Raw genomic sequence first — 16,500 nt, forward strand, 5'->3', positions numbered from 1 at the left:
ACGACGGCGGCTGCAGTTCACGACGACGCTAGGCTTAAGCGGTGGTACAGAAAGCGGAGCGGGTGGCGGGAGTCACGGGAGAGGCCCAGGCGATGGCCGGGCCAGCGGGTCCGCTCCGCGCTACCCGTGGCAGGCCGGTTGGGAACGTTACCCGCGGTACCACCAACCCCAACCGCATGCGGCGCGTGGACCGTTGGCTCACCGGGCCGCAAGCATGGCGATTACGCAGGGCCGTCGATCCCCTTGTGGTGGACCTGGGGTACGGCGCCACCCCAGCAACCGCCGTCGAACTTTTTGAACGCCTGCAGTGCATCCGCCCCGACGTGCGGGTGTGTGGAATTGAGATAGAGCCGGAGCGGGTCCGCGCCGGGCACTTGCTGTCCAAGCCCGGGCTGAGTTTCCACCGTGGCGGGTTCGAGTTGCCCATCGCGGGGAACCCGGTGCTGGTGCGGGCCTTTAATGTGCTGCGCCAGTACGAGGAAGCGGATGTTCCAGGGATTTGGGCACTGGTCCAGGACCGCCTTGGGGTCAATGGGCTCTTTGTCGATGGCACGTGCGATGAGATTGGCCGACGGGCTACGTGGGTGGCGCTGGACGCTTCGGGACCACTGAGTTTGAGCATGTCCATCCGCTTTGGTAGTTTCACGGCCCCGTCAGAGCTGGCGGAACGGCTACCCAAGGCGCTGATCCACCGGAACGTTCCCGGCGAGCCGGTAAATGCCCTGCTGCAGGCCATGGACCGGCAGTGGTTGGAGGCGGCGCCTTTGGCATCTTTTGGCCAGCGGCAGCGGTGGCAGGCCATGTGCCAGGGTTTGCGCAATGCTGGCTGGCCGGTTCATGACGGGCAGGTGCGGTGGCGGCTGGGCGAACTGACTGTTGACTGGGCGGCAGTGGCGCCCCTGCGCTGAGCGACCGCCGTCGTCCGGCTGTTTCTGGCGACAGGGCTTTGCGGGATGGGGTGGACTTCGCCGAGGGCCCTAGCTCGAATTCGCGGGAACGGGGCGAATTCGCTGGAACGCTCCCGCGACCAGGGAACGCTCCCGCGACGAAGAACCGCTGCAGCGAATTCGAGGCACACGGAATCCAGGGCTAGAGCTTGCGGGCGCCTGGCTTTTGCTACGGCGCGGCCAGTTATAAAGGAGGGCTGCAGGCTACCAGGGGCCGTAAGGGCCGTTGTTCCGGGATCCACCAGCGCCGGCATCGCGGACGGCGGGGCGCACATCGGCAAGATAGACGGAAGCTGCCACAACCGCAGCCAGGCCAAACAGGCCAAGGGTTCCAAAGAGCCCACCGCCACTGCCCACTACGGAGATCAGGCCAATCGCCGTGGCGCCACCGGTGAGGGCCATCCAGAACGTCTTGGTCCGCTTTCCCATCGCCTCGAAAGCTGCGGGTTTGCGGCGCAGGCAGTCGACAAAGGCCCATGCCTCGAGGGCAAAAGCTACCAGGGCCAGGATAAGGAAAATCCCGGATTCTATATACGCAATCATCAGTCGTCCGTCCACAGGACCAGCCTACCGGGACAACGCAGTGAAAGCCTGCTCCAAATCTGCCCAGAGGTCCTCGACATTTTCGATCCCCACGCTGAGCCGCACCAGGTTGGCGGGCACGGACGTGGGTTCCGCAACGTGCCTGCGGCGCCTTTCGATCAGCGATTCCACCCCGCCCAAGGATGTTGCAGGCAACCACAGGTCCACCGCGGAGACCAGCGCATCGGCCGCGGCAGCACCGTCCAGCCCCGCAACCGGAGCGACCTGGATGCAGACAATGGCGCCAAACCCCTTCATCTGGGCCCGTGCCCTGGTGTGCCCGGGGTCGCTGGGCAGGCCGGGATACCTGATGGATTCCACCAGGGGATGATCCTGGAGCCTGCGGGCCAGCTCTGCCGCCGAGGCCTGGGACCGTTCCACCCGAAGCGCCAGGGTCCGCAGCCCACGCAGCGCCAGCCACGCCTCAAACGGTCCAGCGATCCCCCCGTGAATGATCCGATGGTGCAACAGTGCAGCGCGAAGCTCCGGATTGGAGGTGACCAGTGCGCCAAGGACCACATCGGAGTGACCGGCCAGGTATTTGGTCACGGAATGAAGCACGACGTCGGACCCAAGTGCCAGCGGCTGCTGCACCAGCGGCGTCGAAAAAGTGTTGTCCGTGACCACTGTCGCGCCGACGTCGTGCGCGGCAGCGGCCAGGACGGTAATGTCAGCGATCCCCAGCATGGGGTTGGTGGGGCTTTCCAGCCACAGCATGGCAGCTGGTGCGTCATCAGCTGGTGCCAGTGCGGCAAGGACAGCATTCGTGTCAGCAATATCAACTGTCCGCAACTGCAGGAATCCTTTTTCATGCAGCTCCGTGGCCATCACCAGCGAGCCGGCATAGCTGTGCGAGGGCATCACGAGCACGCCACCGGCCGGAACCAGTGACAGCGCCGAACTGACAGCTGCCAGGCCCGAGGCATACAGCAAACCAGGCAGCTCCGAACCCTCCAGCTGGCCCAGGGCCTCCTCAAAAGGATCCCAGGTGGGATTGGAGTAGCGGCCATACCCGCGATCGCCGTCGGCCAGCGGGCCCGTGCCGTAGAACGTCGAGGACAGCACAAGGGGAGGATTGACCGGCTGATCATGCTCGCGTGGTGGCCGGCCAGCGGCCACCACCAGGGAATCGGCCTTGAGTGACGCTGCCATCTGCTCGGAAAGACTCATGGGCACAGCGTACGACGCCGGGTGGCCGGGGGTGAAAGCCATGACGCGTGGCGCGTGGCACCCGGGTGCGCGCGTGTGCTCGGCGCATGTTCGCTGCGTCTGTCCACATCGGCGCGTCTGTCCACAGCGGATCGCGTCCAGCGGGCTGTGTCAGGGAATGTCGGTAGGCTGGTGCGGTGACTACGCAGAACCAGGGACTCTTCATTGCATTCGAGGGCGGCGACGGCGCCGGCAAATCGACGCAGGCCAGCCTGTTGGCCGCGGCCCTGGAATCCCGCGGACACACGGTTCTGCGCACCCGCGAACCCGGTGGCACACCCATTGGCGAGAAGTTGCGTTCCCTGGTGCTCGATCACGGCCACGGCCACATCGATGCCCGCACGGAGGCGTTGATCTTCGCCGCTTCCCGCGCTGCGCACGCCACGCAGGTTATCCGCCCGGCGCTGGAGGACGGCACGGTGGTCCTTTCAGACCGCTACATTGATTCCTCCGTGGCCTACCAGGGCGCCGGCCGCAACCTTGGCGCTGACGCAGTCCGAACCCTGAACAACTGGGCCACCGACGAGCTGCACCCCGACCTGACGGTCCTGCTGGACGTCGAACCAGCCATTGGGCGCCAACGCCGTACCGCAGGCGAAGCTGTCGAAGACAGGATGGAATCCGAAGCCGACGAATTCCACTGCCGCATCAGGGAAGCCTTCCTGGCATTGGCGCAGTCCGCTCCCGAGACCTACCTTGTGCTGCCAGCGCACCAGGCAGTTGAGGAACTCTCTGCGCAGATCCTGGCGCGGGTCACCACCCTGCTGGATGCTGTACCTCCCCTTGAGCTTGCCCCGTGAGCGTCTGGGATGACCTGCAGGGCCAGGAATCCGTGGTGGAGCAGCTACGGCAGGCCGCCCAGGGCGCGGCCCTTACCCACGCCTGGCTGTTTACGGGGCCGCCCGGATCCGGACGTTCCAACGCGGCGCGGGCCTTCGCTGCGGCGTTGAACTGCGACCAGGACAACGTCCAGGACCGCGGCTGCGGACACTGCGCCGCGTGCCGGACCATTCTTGGCGGAACGCACTCCGACGTCACGTTTGTACGTACGGACAAGGTCACCATCACCATCGACGAAGCCCGCCAGCTGGTCTCCAAAGCCGGAAACCGGCCGTCGTCTGGAAGGTGGCGGATCATTGTAGTGGAGGATGCGGACCGGATGGCAGAACGCACCACCAACGTGCTGCTCAAAGCCATTGAGGAGCCCACCCCGCGGACCATCTGGATGCTGTGCGCACCATCGCCCGCTGACGTGCTGATTACCATCCGGTCCCGTTGCCGCCCTGTTGCGCTGCGGCTGCCACCGGCGGCTGATGTTGCGGCGCTCCTGGTGAAGCGCGACGGCGTCGATCCCCTCCTGGCCGAACGCGCAGCGCGCGCTGCACAGAGTCACGTCGGCATTGCGCGGCGACTGGCCAGCGACCCTGGTGCCCGTGAGCGCCGCATGGAAACGGTCCGGATCCCGGTGCAGCTCCGCGGCATTACCGATGCCGTGATGATGGCGGACAAACTGGTGAAGATTGCGACAGCCGAAGCCACCAGTTCCAACGAGGAACGCGACGCCGCCGAGAAAATCTCGCTGCTGGCGAGCCTGGGAGCACCGGAGAGCGGAACGCTGCCGCCCACCATGCGCAGCCAGGTCAAGGCACTCGAGGACGACCAGAAGCGACGGGCCAAGCGCTCCATCACCGATTCACTGGACAGGACCCTGACCGACCTCCAGTCCTTCTACCGTGACGTCCTCATTGTCCAGATGGGGAACGCCGTCGAGCTGGTCAATGTGGAACTCCACCAGGACATTGAGGCCTTCGCGGGCAAATCAACGCCCGAAGAAACACTGGCCCGCATGGACGCCATCAGCAAGGCCCGCCAACGCATCACCACCACCAACGTTGCACCACTACTAACCATGGAAGCCATGGCCGCAAGCCTGATCCAGAAAGCCAAGGAGAACCAATGACAGCTGCCCCGATCAGGTCCCCCAGATACCGGAGCGCCTTCATTGCCGCACGGGCTGCCGCCGCCGTGGTGCTGGCAGTATCGCTTGCTGCGTGTACGGGATCCGACTCAGGCAGCACCTCGGCGGACCGCGCCACCAGCCAGGCCGATCCCTCGATCGCTGCCTCGGCTCCGGAAGGTCTGGATCCGTTCTACACGCAGAGCGTTTCCTGGACCCCCTGCGAGGACGGGCTGCAGTGCGCGCAAGTAAAGGTCCCGGTGGACTATGCCGATCCCGCAGGGGAGACCATCACCCTCGCAGCCGTCCGCACGCAGAGCAGCGGCACCAAGAAGGGCAGTATCCTGGTCAATCCCGGCGGACCAGGCGGCTCCGGCTACGACTACGTCCTGGGGGCCCAGCAAACCATCTCCAAGGATCTTCGGGAATCCTACGACCTGGTGGGCTTTGACCCGCGCGGCGTGAAGCGCTCAGCCCCCGTGACGTGCCTGGATGACGCAGCCCGGGATGCAGCACGGGCAGCAAACTACGACCTGGAAACCGACGCAGGCCTGGCCTCCGCGATTGCAGACAACAAAGTCTTTGCCGAGGCCTGCGCAGCAAACACTGGCACAATCCTGGGCCATGTGGATACCGTCAGCGCAGCGCGAGACATGGATGTGCTCCGCGCGGTCCTCAATGACGCAAAGCTGAACTATCTGGGGTTCTCTTACGGGACGTTCCTCGGCTCCACCTACGCGTCACTCTTCCCGGACACCGTTGGCCGCATGGTCCTCGATGGCGCGCTGGACCCCTCCCTGAGCAACGAGGAACTCACCCGAGGACAGGCCCGAGGGTTCGAGAAGGCCATTGCTGCATACGTAGCCAGCTGCCTGGCGGAATCCGGCTGCCCGCTTTCCGGCACCGTTGAGGACGGCGTATCGCAAATCCAGGATCTGATCACTGCCGTGAGCGCGAACCCGCAGACCATACCCGATGGACGGACTGTGACAGGGAACCTGCTGGTCAGCGGCCTGATCACACCGCTCTATGCCGACGAGAGCTGGCCTGCACTCACGCAGGCGCTGGGCGCGGCGTTCTCCGGGGACCTGAGCCTGATGATGCGCCTGGCAGACCTTGGCGCTGACCGGGCCGAGGATGGCACGTACACCTCCAACTCGGCGTTTGCGTTCAACGCCGTCAACTGCCTGGACTACCCCATGGTGACCGATGTGGCCGCCATGCGCGCTGATGCCAGGCTGCTGGAGCAGGACTCTCCCACTCTGGGCAAGTTCCTGGCCTACGGTGGAACGTCCTGCCAGGACTGGGCATACCCAAGCATCCGTACCCCTGCCGCGGTGCAGTACACGGGAGATGCACCCATCGTGGTCATCGGCACCACTGGGGATCCGGCTACCCCCGTTGAGTGGGCTGGCGCGCTGCGCGAACAGCTGGGCAATGCGTCCCTGCTGACCTGGCGCGGTGAAGGCCATACGGCCTACGGCCGGTCCAACAGCTGCATCAGCGACGCGGTGAACCAGTACTTCCTCGACGGCACGCAGCCAACCGACAAAACGGTCTGCTGAGGAAGACTGCCCGTCAGGAAACGTGGATTAGCGTCTGCCGGCCAGCAGGTAACCCGGCACGTCCCTGATGGAGTCCACCACTGCCCGAGCACCCGCGGAGCGAAGCTCCGCATCGCCGTGCGCCCCGGTGAGGACACCTAGGACCGTGCCTGCGCCTGCGCGGATCCCGGACTTCATGTCAGCAACCGAACCGCCCACCACTGCCACGCTCCGGACATCGTCAATGTCGAGGGCCAACACGGCCGTGAGGATCATGTCAGGGTAGGGCCTGCCGCGGCCGGCATCCGAGGGGCACAGGCTGAGGTCCGCCAGCCCCATCCAGCCAAGTGATTCGAGGAGCACATTCTGCGTATGACGGCCGAACCCCGTGGCGAGGCAAATCTGGATGTTGGCTGAACGCAACGCGCAGAGCGCATCCTCAGCGCCCGGGACGGGGAGAATACCGCCGTCGGAAATCAGTTCATCGCAGTGCAGCTCAAAGGCACGATTGGCACGGTGCGCTTGATCATCATCTGCGAAGAAGGACCGTAGGATATCGATCCGTGGCGTCCCTGACACGGCACTGGCGTGCGCCAGCATGCTCCCCAGTTGGGCTGAGCCGGCGCTGATGCCTTCACCCTGGAGCGTGCGAGAAAGGGCGTTTTCCACGAGCCCGTCATTCACCACGGTGGTCCCCACCATCGCCACCACAGCAAGCTGGGTGGCACCACCGGGCCGCACCGCCGCATCATCTGTCCCCTGCGTATGTGCAGTCATAGTCATCCCCCTCAGCTGCGGTGGAGCGACCTCGGCATCCACGCTGTGCCTAGCATCACCGACGGGAGCAATCACCTGCTGAACCCCGTGCTTCGGGGCGGTGAACAATCCACCAACGTCGACTCCACCGTGTTTGTCCGCGTGCGCCAGGAGGCACAGCCATTTTGACCCGGACGGCGGCATTCCACTAGAGTTATCTCTTGCATGAAGCGGCCGGGACACCGGTCATTTTCATGCGGTGCTTCCTTAGCTCAGTCGGTAGAGCGTTTCACTCGTAATGAAAAGGTCATCAGTTCGATTCTGATAGGAAGCTCGCATAAGGTCCCCTGGAAGCTGTTGACTTCCGGGGGTTCTTTCATTGTCCGGCCGTAGGATTGCCGAATGGATCCCGATTCCTTTGCCGCAGTCGCCGCACAGGTCTATTCCGCCCCACTGGGCGAATTTGTGGCCGCGCGCACGGCAGCTGCCCGTGCAGCTTCCGGACCGGAGGCCAAGGAACTTGCTGTGGCAATCCGCGCACTGCCCAAGCCGTCCGTTGCTGCTTGGACACTGAACATGCTGGTCCGGCAACGGCCAGCCATCATCACCGAACTTCAGGACCTGGGTACGGAGCTCCGTGCAGCTCAGGCCCAGGTCAATGCAGCCCGCCTGCGCGATCTGGCGAAAGAACGACGTCGGCTGGTCCGCACCGGGCTGACCCAGGCACGCGAGGTGGCAGGCTCATTCGGGAAAGTTCTGAGCGCCGCCACTGCGGTTGAGATCGAAGCGACGCTCAAAGCGCTCACGATTGACCGTGCGGCCTCAGCTGCGGTGACCAGTGGGCTTCTCGTTCGCACCCTCACTGCCGATGGCATCGACGCTGTTGACGTGGGCGGAGCCGTTGCCGTTGTGGGGACCCCTGGACTCGAGCGGACCAGCACTCTCCGTCCTGTGCAGCAGAAGCGCAGTACGGCACCTGACACGCATGCGGCTGCCGCCCGGAACGCCAGGATGCAGGCCGCGAAGGCGCAGGCAAAGGAAGCTGAAGCAGCAGATCTGGAACGCAGCATGGCTGAGCTGTCCGCGCAGATTACTGCAGCGCGTACGGAGCTCTCTGCGCTCAACCATCAGCTGAAATCTGTGCAAAAACAGGCAGCGGCGGCAGCAGCGGAGGCAAAGATCCTTGCCCGGGCAGCCAGGAAAAGCCAACGGACTGCGGACGCGGCCAGGGAGCGCCTGCTTCGCCAAGGCAACACGATGGCGTGAGTACCGGAATTGTCAGGGCTCCGCTGCACACTGAAGTCATGGAAAACCTGGCAAGCGTCAACGCTGGTGTTTCAGCTCCTGAGGAGACAGCTGCACCCGGTGCACGTGAGTTCCACGTGACCTTCTTCGATCCCGGCTGCGGCCGGATCCAACATGAAATATTTGCAACCCTCGCCACAGCTGAACGCTTCGCAGACAGCCAGTGCAGCAGCGAGGATGCCTGGTCGACTGTCGACGTCGTCGACGGCCCGGCCGCACTCAACGCAGCCTAGGGGTCAATGGCGCCCCGCCCCGGCAGGTGCGGCCTGACCGAGCCTGATGATGCGGTCAACCACTGGGTATAGTGAGGCCACAGTGTGTGTTGGGACTGGAGTTGTTTGGTGGCTTCTCCACGGCAAAGGACATCTGATCCTGCCCCCACCGCAGACATCCTCACACAAGGTGGAACCTCAGATGCCCGTACCCTCCAGTCCCAAGAAACCCCACGGCAGGGGGCGGTCAGCCTCCGGGACGCCACCGAGGCCTCCGCGAACGGCCGGACTGCTCATTGCAGGCGCTACCATCGCCGCGGCAGCAGCCCTCTGGTTTGCCGTATCGGCCGTGGGCCCCCTACCCGGCGAGACTCCGGTGAATGGGCTTCTCTTCGGCCTGTGGAACATTCTCTATGCAGCGGACGCTCCGCCGGTCAATATTGTTCTCTCGGCGATCTTCCTTGCACTTTTCTTGGCGCTGGGAGTAGCCCTGCTGGAACAGCGCATCACCAACAGAACACGTCGCTCAACCAACGGCGGTTCCACGCCGCTGGCCCCCAAGATCATCATGGAGACAACCCGCGGAGTCTATGCAGGACCAGTGACCATCACTGTTCTGGTCCCCGCCCACAACGAGCAGGCATCCCTTCCGCAGACTTTGGCGTCGCTTTTTGAGCAGTCGCATCCCCCCGAACGTGTTGTGGTGGTGGCCGATAACTGCACGGACAGCACTGTCGATATTGCCCGCGCAGCTGGTGTCGACGTCTTTGAAACCGTCGGCAATACGCACAAAAAAGGCGGGGCCCTGAATCAGGCACTTCGAAAGATACTCCCAGGCCTGGGCGATAACGATGTTGTCATGATCATGGATGCCGACACCGCATTGGACGATGGCTTCCTGGCCAACGCGGCGCGTCGGATGAGCGAAGACCGCGCACTCATGGCAGTCGGTGGACTTTTTTACGGTGAACAGGGCCACGGACTTCTGGGACAGTTCCAGCGCAACGAATACATCCGCTACGCCAGGGAGATGCGCAGGCGTCGAGGTCGCGTCTTTGTCCTGACCGGCACCGCATCCGTCTTCCGTCCAGTGGCTCTGCGTGCCATCGCCGAAGGACGCGGAGATTCTCTTCCCGGGATCCATGGAGACGTTTACGACACAGCGTCCTTGACGGAGGACAACGAACTCACCATCGCGCTGAAATCCCTGGGCGGACTGATGATTTCTCCCCAGAACTGCACGGTGGTGACAGAACTGATGCCGACCTGGAAGACGCTCTGGGCTCAACGCCTTCGGTGGCAACGCGGCGCCCTCGAAAACATCGGTGCCTACGGACTCACTCCCCAGACCATGCGTTACTGGGCACAGCAACTCGGCATAGGATACGGGGTGATAGCCCTGGGGACGTATCTGCTGCTGATCCTGCTCATGGCCCTCTCCCTCGACGACTGGGTCTGGTTCCCGTTCTGGCTCGGACTGGGCCTGATCTTCACGATCGAACGTGTTGCCACGGTGTGGAAAGGCGGTTGGAAGGCACGTGGCCTTGCCCTGCTGGTCTTCCCTGAACTTGTCTTCGACATGTTCTTGAACATCGTTTATGTGAAGGGAGTAATTGATCTCTCGATTGGACGCAAGGCTGACTGGAAGCACCTCAGCCACATCTCACCTCCCCAGACCGAACACCTGCCGAAGAAATCGAGCCCAGGACTATGACAGTCGCAATTCCAGCCGGAATACTCCTACCCCAGACGCTCCTGCAGACTGACCTTTTCGCCATCCTTGCTACGTTCGTGGCGATCAACACCATCTTCTACGTGGCGTTGGCCGTGTCCAAGATTCTTCCCAAGGTCTACATCACGGACTGGATCCGACGAAACAATGAGCGTTCCGAGACCCGAAGCATCCACCCTGCACCAAACGACCAGGGTCCGGGCGGGATCTGAACGCATCACATCAGGCCAAGCAAAAAACAAACGGTTCCACACGCAAACGTCGCCACAGCCCCTTGGGCTGCGGCGACGTTTGTCAGTTTTCGGGCTGCAGGGCTGACTACCCTGGGCCCTGCGAGCCCCGTACTCGGGGCCGTTTCCTAGAAGTCGGCGGTGGCCGGGTCTGCGCCGATGCGGCCTTCGGCGCCGCGGTCCAGGCCACTGATTGCCTCAACGTCTGCTGCATCGAGTGTGATGTCCAGCGAGGCGTAGTTCTCCTGGATCCGGGATTCGGTCACGGACTTGGGGATGACAACGTTGCCGATGGCAAGGTGCCAGGCAATGACAACCTGTGCGGAGGTAGCGTTGTGCTTTTCCGCAATATCAGTGACAACCTTGTCCTTCAGCAGTTCGCCACCCTGGCCCAGCGGGGACCATGCCTGGGTAAGAATGCCATGCGCTGCGCCAAATTCGCGCAGTTCGGCCTGGTTGAAGAAGGGGTGCAGCTCAATCTGGTGGATGGCTGGGGTTACTCCAGTGGCATCGATGATTTCCTGCAGGCCTTCCTTGGTGAAGTTGGAAACACCAATGGTCTTGACCTTGCCCTGTTTCTGCAGCTCGATCAGCGCACGCCAGGTATCGACGTAGGACTTGGCGCCCGGCTTCTGCCAGTGAATCAGGTAGAGGTCCAGCGTATCGAGGCCCAAGCGCTCCATGGATGCCTCAAAGGCTGCCAGTGTGGAGTCGTAGCCCTGGTCGTCGTTCCAGAGCTTTGTGGTGATAAAGAGCTCGTCATGAGCCAGTCCCGAGGAGGCAATCGCGCGGCCTACGCCTGCTTCGTTGCCATAGATCTTGGCTGTGTCGATGTGGCGGAAGCCGGCCTTGAATGCCTGGCCCACCACTTTTTCCGCAACGTCGTCTTCGACCTGCCACACGCCGTAGCCGAGCTGCGGGATGGTGTGGCCGTCGTTGAATGTGAGGTTCGGTGAAGTAGTCATCCATTCATCATGCCGAACGTCTTTTCGGTGTTCAAACCTGTCCGCCGCACGCTTAACCGGGAATAATCCGCGTCCGGGCCACGATTCCCACTAGTACCCCTGCGTGTCCTCGGCGAGATGGCGTTCGGCGTCGGCCACTTGTTCCACCACGGATTCAGCACGCCGCCAGACTGATGCTGCGCCCACAGGCACGGGGCCAACGGCCAGGCGGAGCATGGCTGCGGCTTCGGCAGTGGTTGCCAAGGAGTTGCCTGCTTTGGACAGCGCACGGTGTACCCCGGACAGCGAACCCGGAACGTCCAGGCCTTCACTTGGCGAACGGCGCTGCGCCTCAACGCACACCACCCTGACGCGTTCGGATACTGCGCCCAACTGGTTGGCTACTTCGACGAGTTCATTGTAGAGGGAGTCGTCCTCCACGCCTTCGAGAACCTGGTGGTAACGGTCCAGACCGCGCCGGAAACGATCATGTGCGCGGCGCCATAAGCCTTTACCAAGCTCAGCATCATCCTTTTTCCCCTGCCGGGCTGCCGAAAAGAATCCCACGGCGGACCTAGTGGCGCTGCCCGGCTGCGGGGGCTACAGGCCCAATTTCCGGAACAGTCACGTGGGGATCAGTCATTTGTTCATACTCTCACGGGCGGCAGTCCATCATGTCCGCTGGACTGCCGCCCTGCCGCTCAACTGGGCTGTCACTTTCTCCTGCAGATGGCTGCAGTCAGCAGCATCGACCCTGCGGATGAGTGTCCTGCCTGTCGTTGCGGTCCCGCCAGAATTCCCTTTCAGTCATCGGGGCCTCGTCATGCCCTGACGCTGCGTGATGTTCCAGGTACTTCACATAGGCATCGGCGCCCAAGACTCCACTGAAATAACGGGCGAATCCCTTGAACCCGGCGGAAACAGCCGCCATCGCAGCAAGGGACATCAGTGCTGCCCCGCTTTTTCTGCCCGGCGTTCCGGCGGCAGGTTCTGCCATTGCGCCAACAGTTCCTTTTCTGGAGCGGTAGCGATAAATCCTGCAGGTGCAAATACCCTCGAGGGGATGGCAGGGTCTTCGCTGCTGCTCGACTTTCCACCGGAGGCAATGTTCCGGTAAGACCTGACGGTGGCAAGGGTGGCCGTAACAATCACCACGATGCTAAGGATGACAAAAATAACGGACAGCCAGCCCTGGATCATGGTGTTGCGCACCACTGCTTCCATGGCGGCAACCGACTTTGCGGAACCAAACTCTGTCTTTCCATCCGCCAGGGCCCTGGCGAACGCGGAGTTGTTGGCGAAGTAGCCTACGGCCGGCGTCGAGGAGAAGATCTTCTGGAAGCTGGCGGTGATGGTCACGACGGCCGTGAATGCCAACGGCAACGCAATGATCCAGAGGAACCTGAATGTTCCGCCCCGTGCGGCAATTGCCATGCAGACGGCAAGGGCAATTGCCGCGAGCAACTGGTTGGCGATACCGAACAGCGGGAACAGCGTATTGATGCCGCCCAGCGGATCAGTGACCCCCATCAGGAGTACAGCACCCCAGGCACCCACCATGATCGCTGTGCAAAGCCAGGCACCCGGACGCCATGATGCTTCCTTGAATTTGGGGATGAAGTTGCCGATTGAATCCTGCAGCATAAAGCGCGCAACACGAGTACCGGCGTCGACGGCTGTGAGGATAAACAACGCCTCGAACATGATGGCGAAGTGGTACCAGAAGGCCATCATGGCTGGCCCGCCAATGAACTGCTGCATGATGTGCGCCAGGCCAACAGCCAGGGTAGGCGCGCCGCCAGACCGGGAGACGATGCTCTCCTCCCCGACGTCCTTTGCGGTCTGGGCCAGAAGATCGGGGCTGATGTTGACGCCAGCCAGTCCCAGGCTGTTGACCCAGGCGGCTGCGGTCTCGACGGTTCCGCCGGTGAGCGCCAGTGGTGCGTTCATGGCGAAGTAGATGCCACGGTCAATGGAGATGGCTGCCACTAGGGCCATGATGGCCACAAAGGATTCCATCAGCATGCCGCCATAGCCGATAAACCGCGTCTGGCGCTCCTTTTCGATCAGCTTTGGGGTTGTACCTGAGGAGATCAAGGCATGGAACCCGGACAGCGCTCCGCAGGCGATGGTGACGAAGAGGAACGGGAACAAAGATCCCGGGAAGACTGGGCCGTTGTCCCTGCCAGCGAATTCGCTGAAAGCGGGAACGGTGATCTCTGGGCGGACCACAATGATGGCAAGTGCCAGCATCACAATCACGCCGATCTTCATGAAGGTGGACAGGTAGTCACGCGGCGCCAGCAGCAGCCAGACGGGAAGAATTGCCGCGATGAAGCCGTAAACAATGAGCCCCCAGGCCAGCGTCACCTTGTCCAGGCTGAAGACTGCGGCGCCCCATTCGGTTTCGGCCACAATGCCGCCACCAATGATGGCCGCCATGAGCAGCACAAATCCAATGATTGAGACTTCCATGATCTTGCCTGGGCGCAGGTAGCGCAGGTATACGCCCATAAACAGGGCGATCGGAATAGTCAGGCCCACGGAGAAAACGCCCCAGGGACTCTCGCCGAGGGCGTTGACGACAACGAGCGCCAGGATTGCCACAATAATCACCATGATCAACAGGGTGGCGATCAGTGCTGCCGTCCCGCCGATCAGGCCCAGTTCCTCGCGGGCCATCTGGCCCAGGGAGCGACCGCCGCGGCGCATGGAGAAAAACATGACCACGTAGTCCTGGACTGCCCCCGCCACCACTACGCCGAGGATGATCCAGATGGTACCAGGCAGGTAGCCCATCTGCGCCGCAATGATTGGTCCCACCAGGGGTCCAGCGCCTGCGATTGCGGCGAAGTGGTGGCCGAAGAGGACGTTGCGGTCAGTGCGGACAAAATCCTTGCCATCGGCCTTGTATTCGGCGGGCGTGGCGCGTTTGTCGTCAGGTTTGAGCAGGAACCGCTCAATAACCTTGGAATAGAACCGGTACCCGATCAGATAGGTACAAATCGAGGCGAAAACAAACCAGATGGCGTTGACAGTCTCACCACGGATGATCGCCAGCATTACCCATGACACGCCACCAAGGAGTGCGATGGCGACCCAGAGCGCAATTTTGGCCGGAGTCCAGTTGCGGTCCTGGGCAGCCAGCACCTCGGGATCAATTGTTGTTGCTGGCAGGTCAGGGTCGGTGACCAGCTGATTCCCGCTGGCCGCTTGCGGCCTGTTTTCATCGGGCACGTCGGACATGTCTCCTCCTTGAGATTCCCCACATTGTTAGTGTTCTGCAAGGCACCCTACCAACGCGTGCGGGGCTGCGGGGCGAACCCACGGTGGCATTTGCGCCGGCACGCGATAAACGGTGTCCCGACGTCGTCCAGCGGCAACAGAAGCACGGCTAACCCTGGCTGCCTGCCGGAGACTTACCGGCGCGAGTCTGCCGCAGCTGACGCGCCTTCCCTGAAAATCCCGGTGGACTGCTGACGTGCTGCATTACCCTGTACCTGCTGGCCCGATGATTGCCCCGCCTGCTGGACCAAGCGCGCCTCGCACAGGTCAAGCCAGCGGACTTCGGCCTCGGTCTGGAAGATCAGTGAATCCAGAACCAGCAGCGCAGCCATATCCGCGCCGCGCTGCATCGCGACGGTGTCGCGCCTGGACTTGGTGTAGTCCTGCAGGGCCCGCATGGATGCCAGCCGCTGCGTTGCGATGATGGCCGCCGCATTGACTCCCGGCAGGGTAATCGCCAGGGCCAACTTGATGGCAAGTTCATTGCGCGGCGGGCTTGTCCGCCCCACGGGAGCGCCGAACCAGCTTCCGACAGCAGCGCGGCCTGCATCGGAGATGCTGTAGATGACGTGCCCCTCGCCGTCGCCGCCGTCGTTGTGGACTAGGCCATCGCGGTCCAAGCGGTCCAACGTGGTGTAGACCTGCCCAATATTGAGTGGCCAGGCGGCTCCCGTGCGGGCTTCGAACTCGGAGCGGAGCTGATACCCGTACCGCGGGGTGTCCTGCAGCAATGCCAGCAGGCTGAAGCGGATGGACATGGTCTCCTTTCCAGGATTCGTGGTGGGACGGCGCCCGCTGCCCGGCAGTGGATCAGAGAACCAACAGGACCTTGCCGACGTGATCGCCAGAGTCGAAGTACGTGTGCGCGTCACTGACCTGGGCCAACGGAAAAGTCTTGGCGACCAGGGGCTTGATGCTTCCGTCCACCACCAGCGGCCACACTGAGTCGCGCACGGCGTCCATGATGATGCCCTTCTCCGCAACGCTACGCGGGCGCAACGCGGTGGCAACAATGGCAGCACGCTTGGTCAGCAATTGCCCCAGATCAACTTCGCCCTTGGCACCGCCCTGCAGACCGATGATGACGAGGCGGCCGTACTCTGCCAGGGCCTCGACGTTCTTCTGCAGGTACTTGGCCCCCACCACATCGAGGATCACATCGGCACCCTTGCCATCATTGTGCTTCTTCAGGGCACTGGGAAAATCTTCCGTCGCGTAGTTAATGGCAATATCCGCTCCGAGAAACGCGGTGGCCGTGCTGATTTTTTCATCCGTACCGGCAGTGGTCGCAACAGTTGCGCCCAGGGCTTTCGCCATCTGGATGGCCATGGTGCCAATGCCGCCAGTTGCTCCGTGGATCAGGACTGTTTCTCCAGCCTGGAGCTGGGCAGTCATCACCAGGTTGGAGTAGACAGTTGCGGCAACCTCGGGCAGGGAAGCGGCAGTGACCAGGTCAACGCCGTCGGGGATCCGAAGAACCTGCTCCGCGGGAACAGCAACCTTCTGCGCATAGCCACCACCGGACAGGAGCGCCACCACCTTGTCGCCCAACACAAACGATTTCTTGACGTTCGGGCCAAACCCGGCAATCCGGCCAGACACTTCAAGGCCCGGAATCTCGGATGCACCGGCCGGGGGCGGGTACAGTCCCTTCCGCTGTTGGACATCCGCACGGTTGAGGCCGGCAGCAACAACATCGATGAGGACTTCGCCCGGACCAGGCACCGGCGCAGGAACGTCCTGGACTTCCAGGACCTCGGGACCGCCCGGTCCCGAAATAATGACGGCTTTCATGAA

The 16,500-nt window shown here is 62.7% G+C and carries 17 protein-coding genes and 1 tRNA gene; 9 read left to right on the top strand and 9 right to left on the bottom strand.

Annotated features, from left to right (window positions below; all coding sequences use genetic code 11):
- Window positions 1–41: 41 nt before the first annotated feature.
- Window positions 42–908: a class I SAM-dependent methyltransferase gene (locus QMG79_RS07855; protein WP_502934721.1), complete on the top strand. Its 867-nt coding sequence runs from the start codon at window positions 42–44 to the stop codon at window positions 906–908.
- A 243-nt stretch (window positions 909–1,151) separates the two neighbouring features.
- Here the strand turns inward: QMG79_RS07855 and QMG79_RS07860 are convergent, their stop codons facing one another.
- Window positions 1,152–1,505, bottom strand: coding sequence for a DUF2516 family protein (locus tag QMG79_RS07860; protein WP_283538051.1), 354 nt, complete (start codon window positions 1,503–1,505; stop codon window positions 1,152–1,154).
- A gap of 9 nt (window positions 1,506–1,514) precedes the next feature.
- On the bottom strand, window positions 1,515–2,699 hold the full coding sequence (locus tag QMG79_RS07865; RefSeq protein WP_283538052.1) for a trans-sulfuration enzyme family protein: 1,185 nt from the start codon (window positions 2,697–2,699) through the stop codon (window positions 1,515–1,517).
- A 176-nt stretch (window positions 2,700–2,875) separates the two neighbouring features.
- Between QMG79_RS07865 and tmk the strand changes: the two genes are divergently transcribed.
- The 3 genes from tmk to QMG79_RS07880 are packed head-to-tail and all read left to right on the top strand — an operon-like array spanning window position 2,876 to window position 6,260.
- The gene (gene tmk, locus QMG79_RS07870) at window positions 2,876–3,538 is read left to right on the top strand and encodes a dTMP kinase (protein WP_283538053.1); all 663 of its coding nucleotides are present in this window, start codon (window positions 2,876–2,878) and stop codon (window positions 3,536–3,538) included.
- Complete coding sequence (locus tag QMG79_RS07875; protein ID WP_283538054.1) at window positions 3,535–4,698, top strand: DNA polymerase III subunit delta'; 1,164 nt, start codon at window positions 3,535–3,537, stop codon at window positions 4,696–4,698. Before tmk ends, QMG79_RS07875 begins: the two co-directional genes overlap by 4 nt.
- Window positions 4,695–6,260, top strand: coding sequence for an alpha/beta hydrolase (locus QMG79_RS07880; RefSeq protein ID WP_283538055.1), 1,566 nt, complete (start codon window positions 4,695–4,697; stop codon window positions 6,258–6,260). The genes QMG79_RS07875 and QMG79_RS07880 overlap by 4 nt, the downstream gene beginning before the upstream one ends.
- 27 nt (window positions 6,261–6,287) lie before the next feature.
- On the opposite strand, the gene QMG79_RS07885 is transcribed toward QMG79_RS07880, so the two are convergent.
- A complete protein-coding gene (locus tag QMG79_RS07885) occupies window positions 6,288–7,016 on the bottom strand; it encodes an HAD family hydrolase (protein ID WP_283538056.1) in 729 nt (242 codons plus the stop codon).
- A 240-nt stretch (window positions 7,017–7,256) separates the two neighbouring features.
- Here QMG79_RS07885 and QMG79_RS07890 point away from each other — a divergent pair.
- The 5 genes from QMG79_RS07890 to QMG79_RS07910 all read left to right on the top strand — a co-directional run bounded on the left by QMG79_RS07890 (window position 7,257) and on the right by QMG79_RS07910 (window position 10,456).
- Window positions 7,257–7,329 (top strand) — tRNA-Thr (locus tag QMG79_RS07890).
- Between the two features lie 68 nt (window positions 7,330–7,397).
- Window positions 7,398–8,261: a hypothetical protein gene (locus tag QMG79_RS07895; protein ID WP_283538057.1), complete on the top strand. Its 864-nt coding sequence runs from the start codon at window positions 7,398–7,400 to the stop codon at window positions 8,259–8,261.
- Window positions 8,258–8,533 carry a hypothetical protein gene (locus tag QMG79_RS07900; protein ID WP_283538720.1) on the top strand — a complete coding sequence of 92 codons (276 nt, stop codon included), beginning with the start codon at window positions 8,258–8,260 and terminating at the stop codon, window positions 8,531–8,533. Before QMG79_RS07895 ends, QMG79_RS07900 begins: the two co-directional genes overlap by 4 nt.
- Before the next feature lie 181 nt (window positions 8,534–8,714).
- Window positions 8,715–10,226: a glycosyltransferase family 2 protein gene (locus QMG79_RS07905; protein WP_283538058.1), complete on the top strand. Its 1,512-nt coding sequence runs from the start codon at window positions 8,715–8,717 to the stop codon at window positions 10,224–10,226.
- Entirely contained in the window at window positions 10,223–10,456 is a 234-nt protein-coding gene (locus tag QMG79_RS07910; RefSeq protein WP_283538059.1) for a hypothetical protein, read from the top strand. The genes QMG79_RS07905 and QMG79_RS07910 overlap by 4 nt, the downstream gene beginning before the upstream one ends.
- A 146-nt stretch (window positions 10,457–10,602) precedes the next feature.
- Here QMG79_RS07910 and QMG79_RS07915 read toward each other — a convergent pair whose 3' ends face one another.
- From QMG79_RS07915 to QMG79_RS07940, 6 genes are all read right to left on the bottom strand, one after another.
- Window positions 10,603–11,439, bottom strand: coding sequence for an aldo/keto reductase (locus QMG79_RS07915; RefSeq protein ID WP_283538060.1), 837 nt, complete (start codon window positions 11,437–11,439; stop codon window positions 10,603–10,605).
- 90 nt (window positions 11,440–11,529) lie between these two features.
- Window positions 11,530–11,985 carry a hypothetical protein gene (locus QMG79_RS07920; RefSeq protein ID WP_283538061.1) on the bottom strand — a complete coding sequence of 152 codons (456 nt, stop codon included), beginning with the start codon at window positions 11,983–11,985 and terminating at the stop codon, window positions 11,530–11,532.
- A 172-nt stretch (window positions 11,986–12,157) separates the two neighbouring features.
- Window positions 12,158–12,349, bottom strand: coding sequence for a YbdD/YjiX family protein (locus QMG79_RS07925; RefSeq protein WP_502934730.1), 192 nt, complete (start codon window positions 12,347–12,349; stop codon window positions 12,158–12,160).
- 14 nt (window positions 12,350–12,363) lie between these two features.
- On the bottom strand, window positions 12,364–14,664 hold the full coding sequence (locus QMG79_RS07930; RefSeq protein ID WP_283538062.1) for a carbon starvation CstA family protein: 2,301 nt from the start codon (window positions 14,662–14,664) through the stop codon (window positions 12,364–12,366).
- Window positions 14,665–14,837: 173 nt separating this feature from the next.
- Window positions 14,838–15,461 carry a PadR family transcriptional regulator gene (locus QMG79_RS07935; RefSeq protein WP_283538063.1) on the bottom strand — a complete coding sequence of 208 codons (624 nt, stop codon included), beginning with the start codon at window positions 15,459–15,461 and terminating at the stop codon, window positions 14,838–14,840.
- Window positions 15,462–15,513: 52 nt separating this feature from the next.
- On the bottom strand, window positions 15,514–16,497 hold the full coding sequence (locus QMG79_RS07940; protein ID WP_283538064.1) for an NAD(P)H-quinone oxidoreductase: 984 nt from the start codon (window positions 16,495–16,497) through the stop codon (window positions 15,514–15,516).
- Window positions 16,498–16,500 lie beyond the last annotated feature (3 nt).

The sequence above is a fragment of the Pseudarthrobacter sp. PS3-L1 genome (assembly GCF_030063285.1).
Lineage (GTDB): Bacteria > Actinomycetota > Actinomycetes > Actinomycetales > Micrococcaceae > Arthrobacter.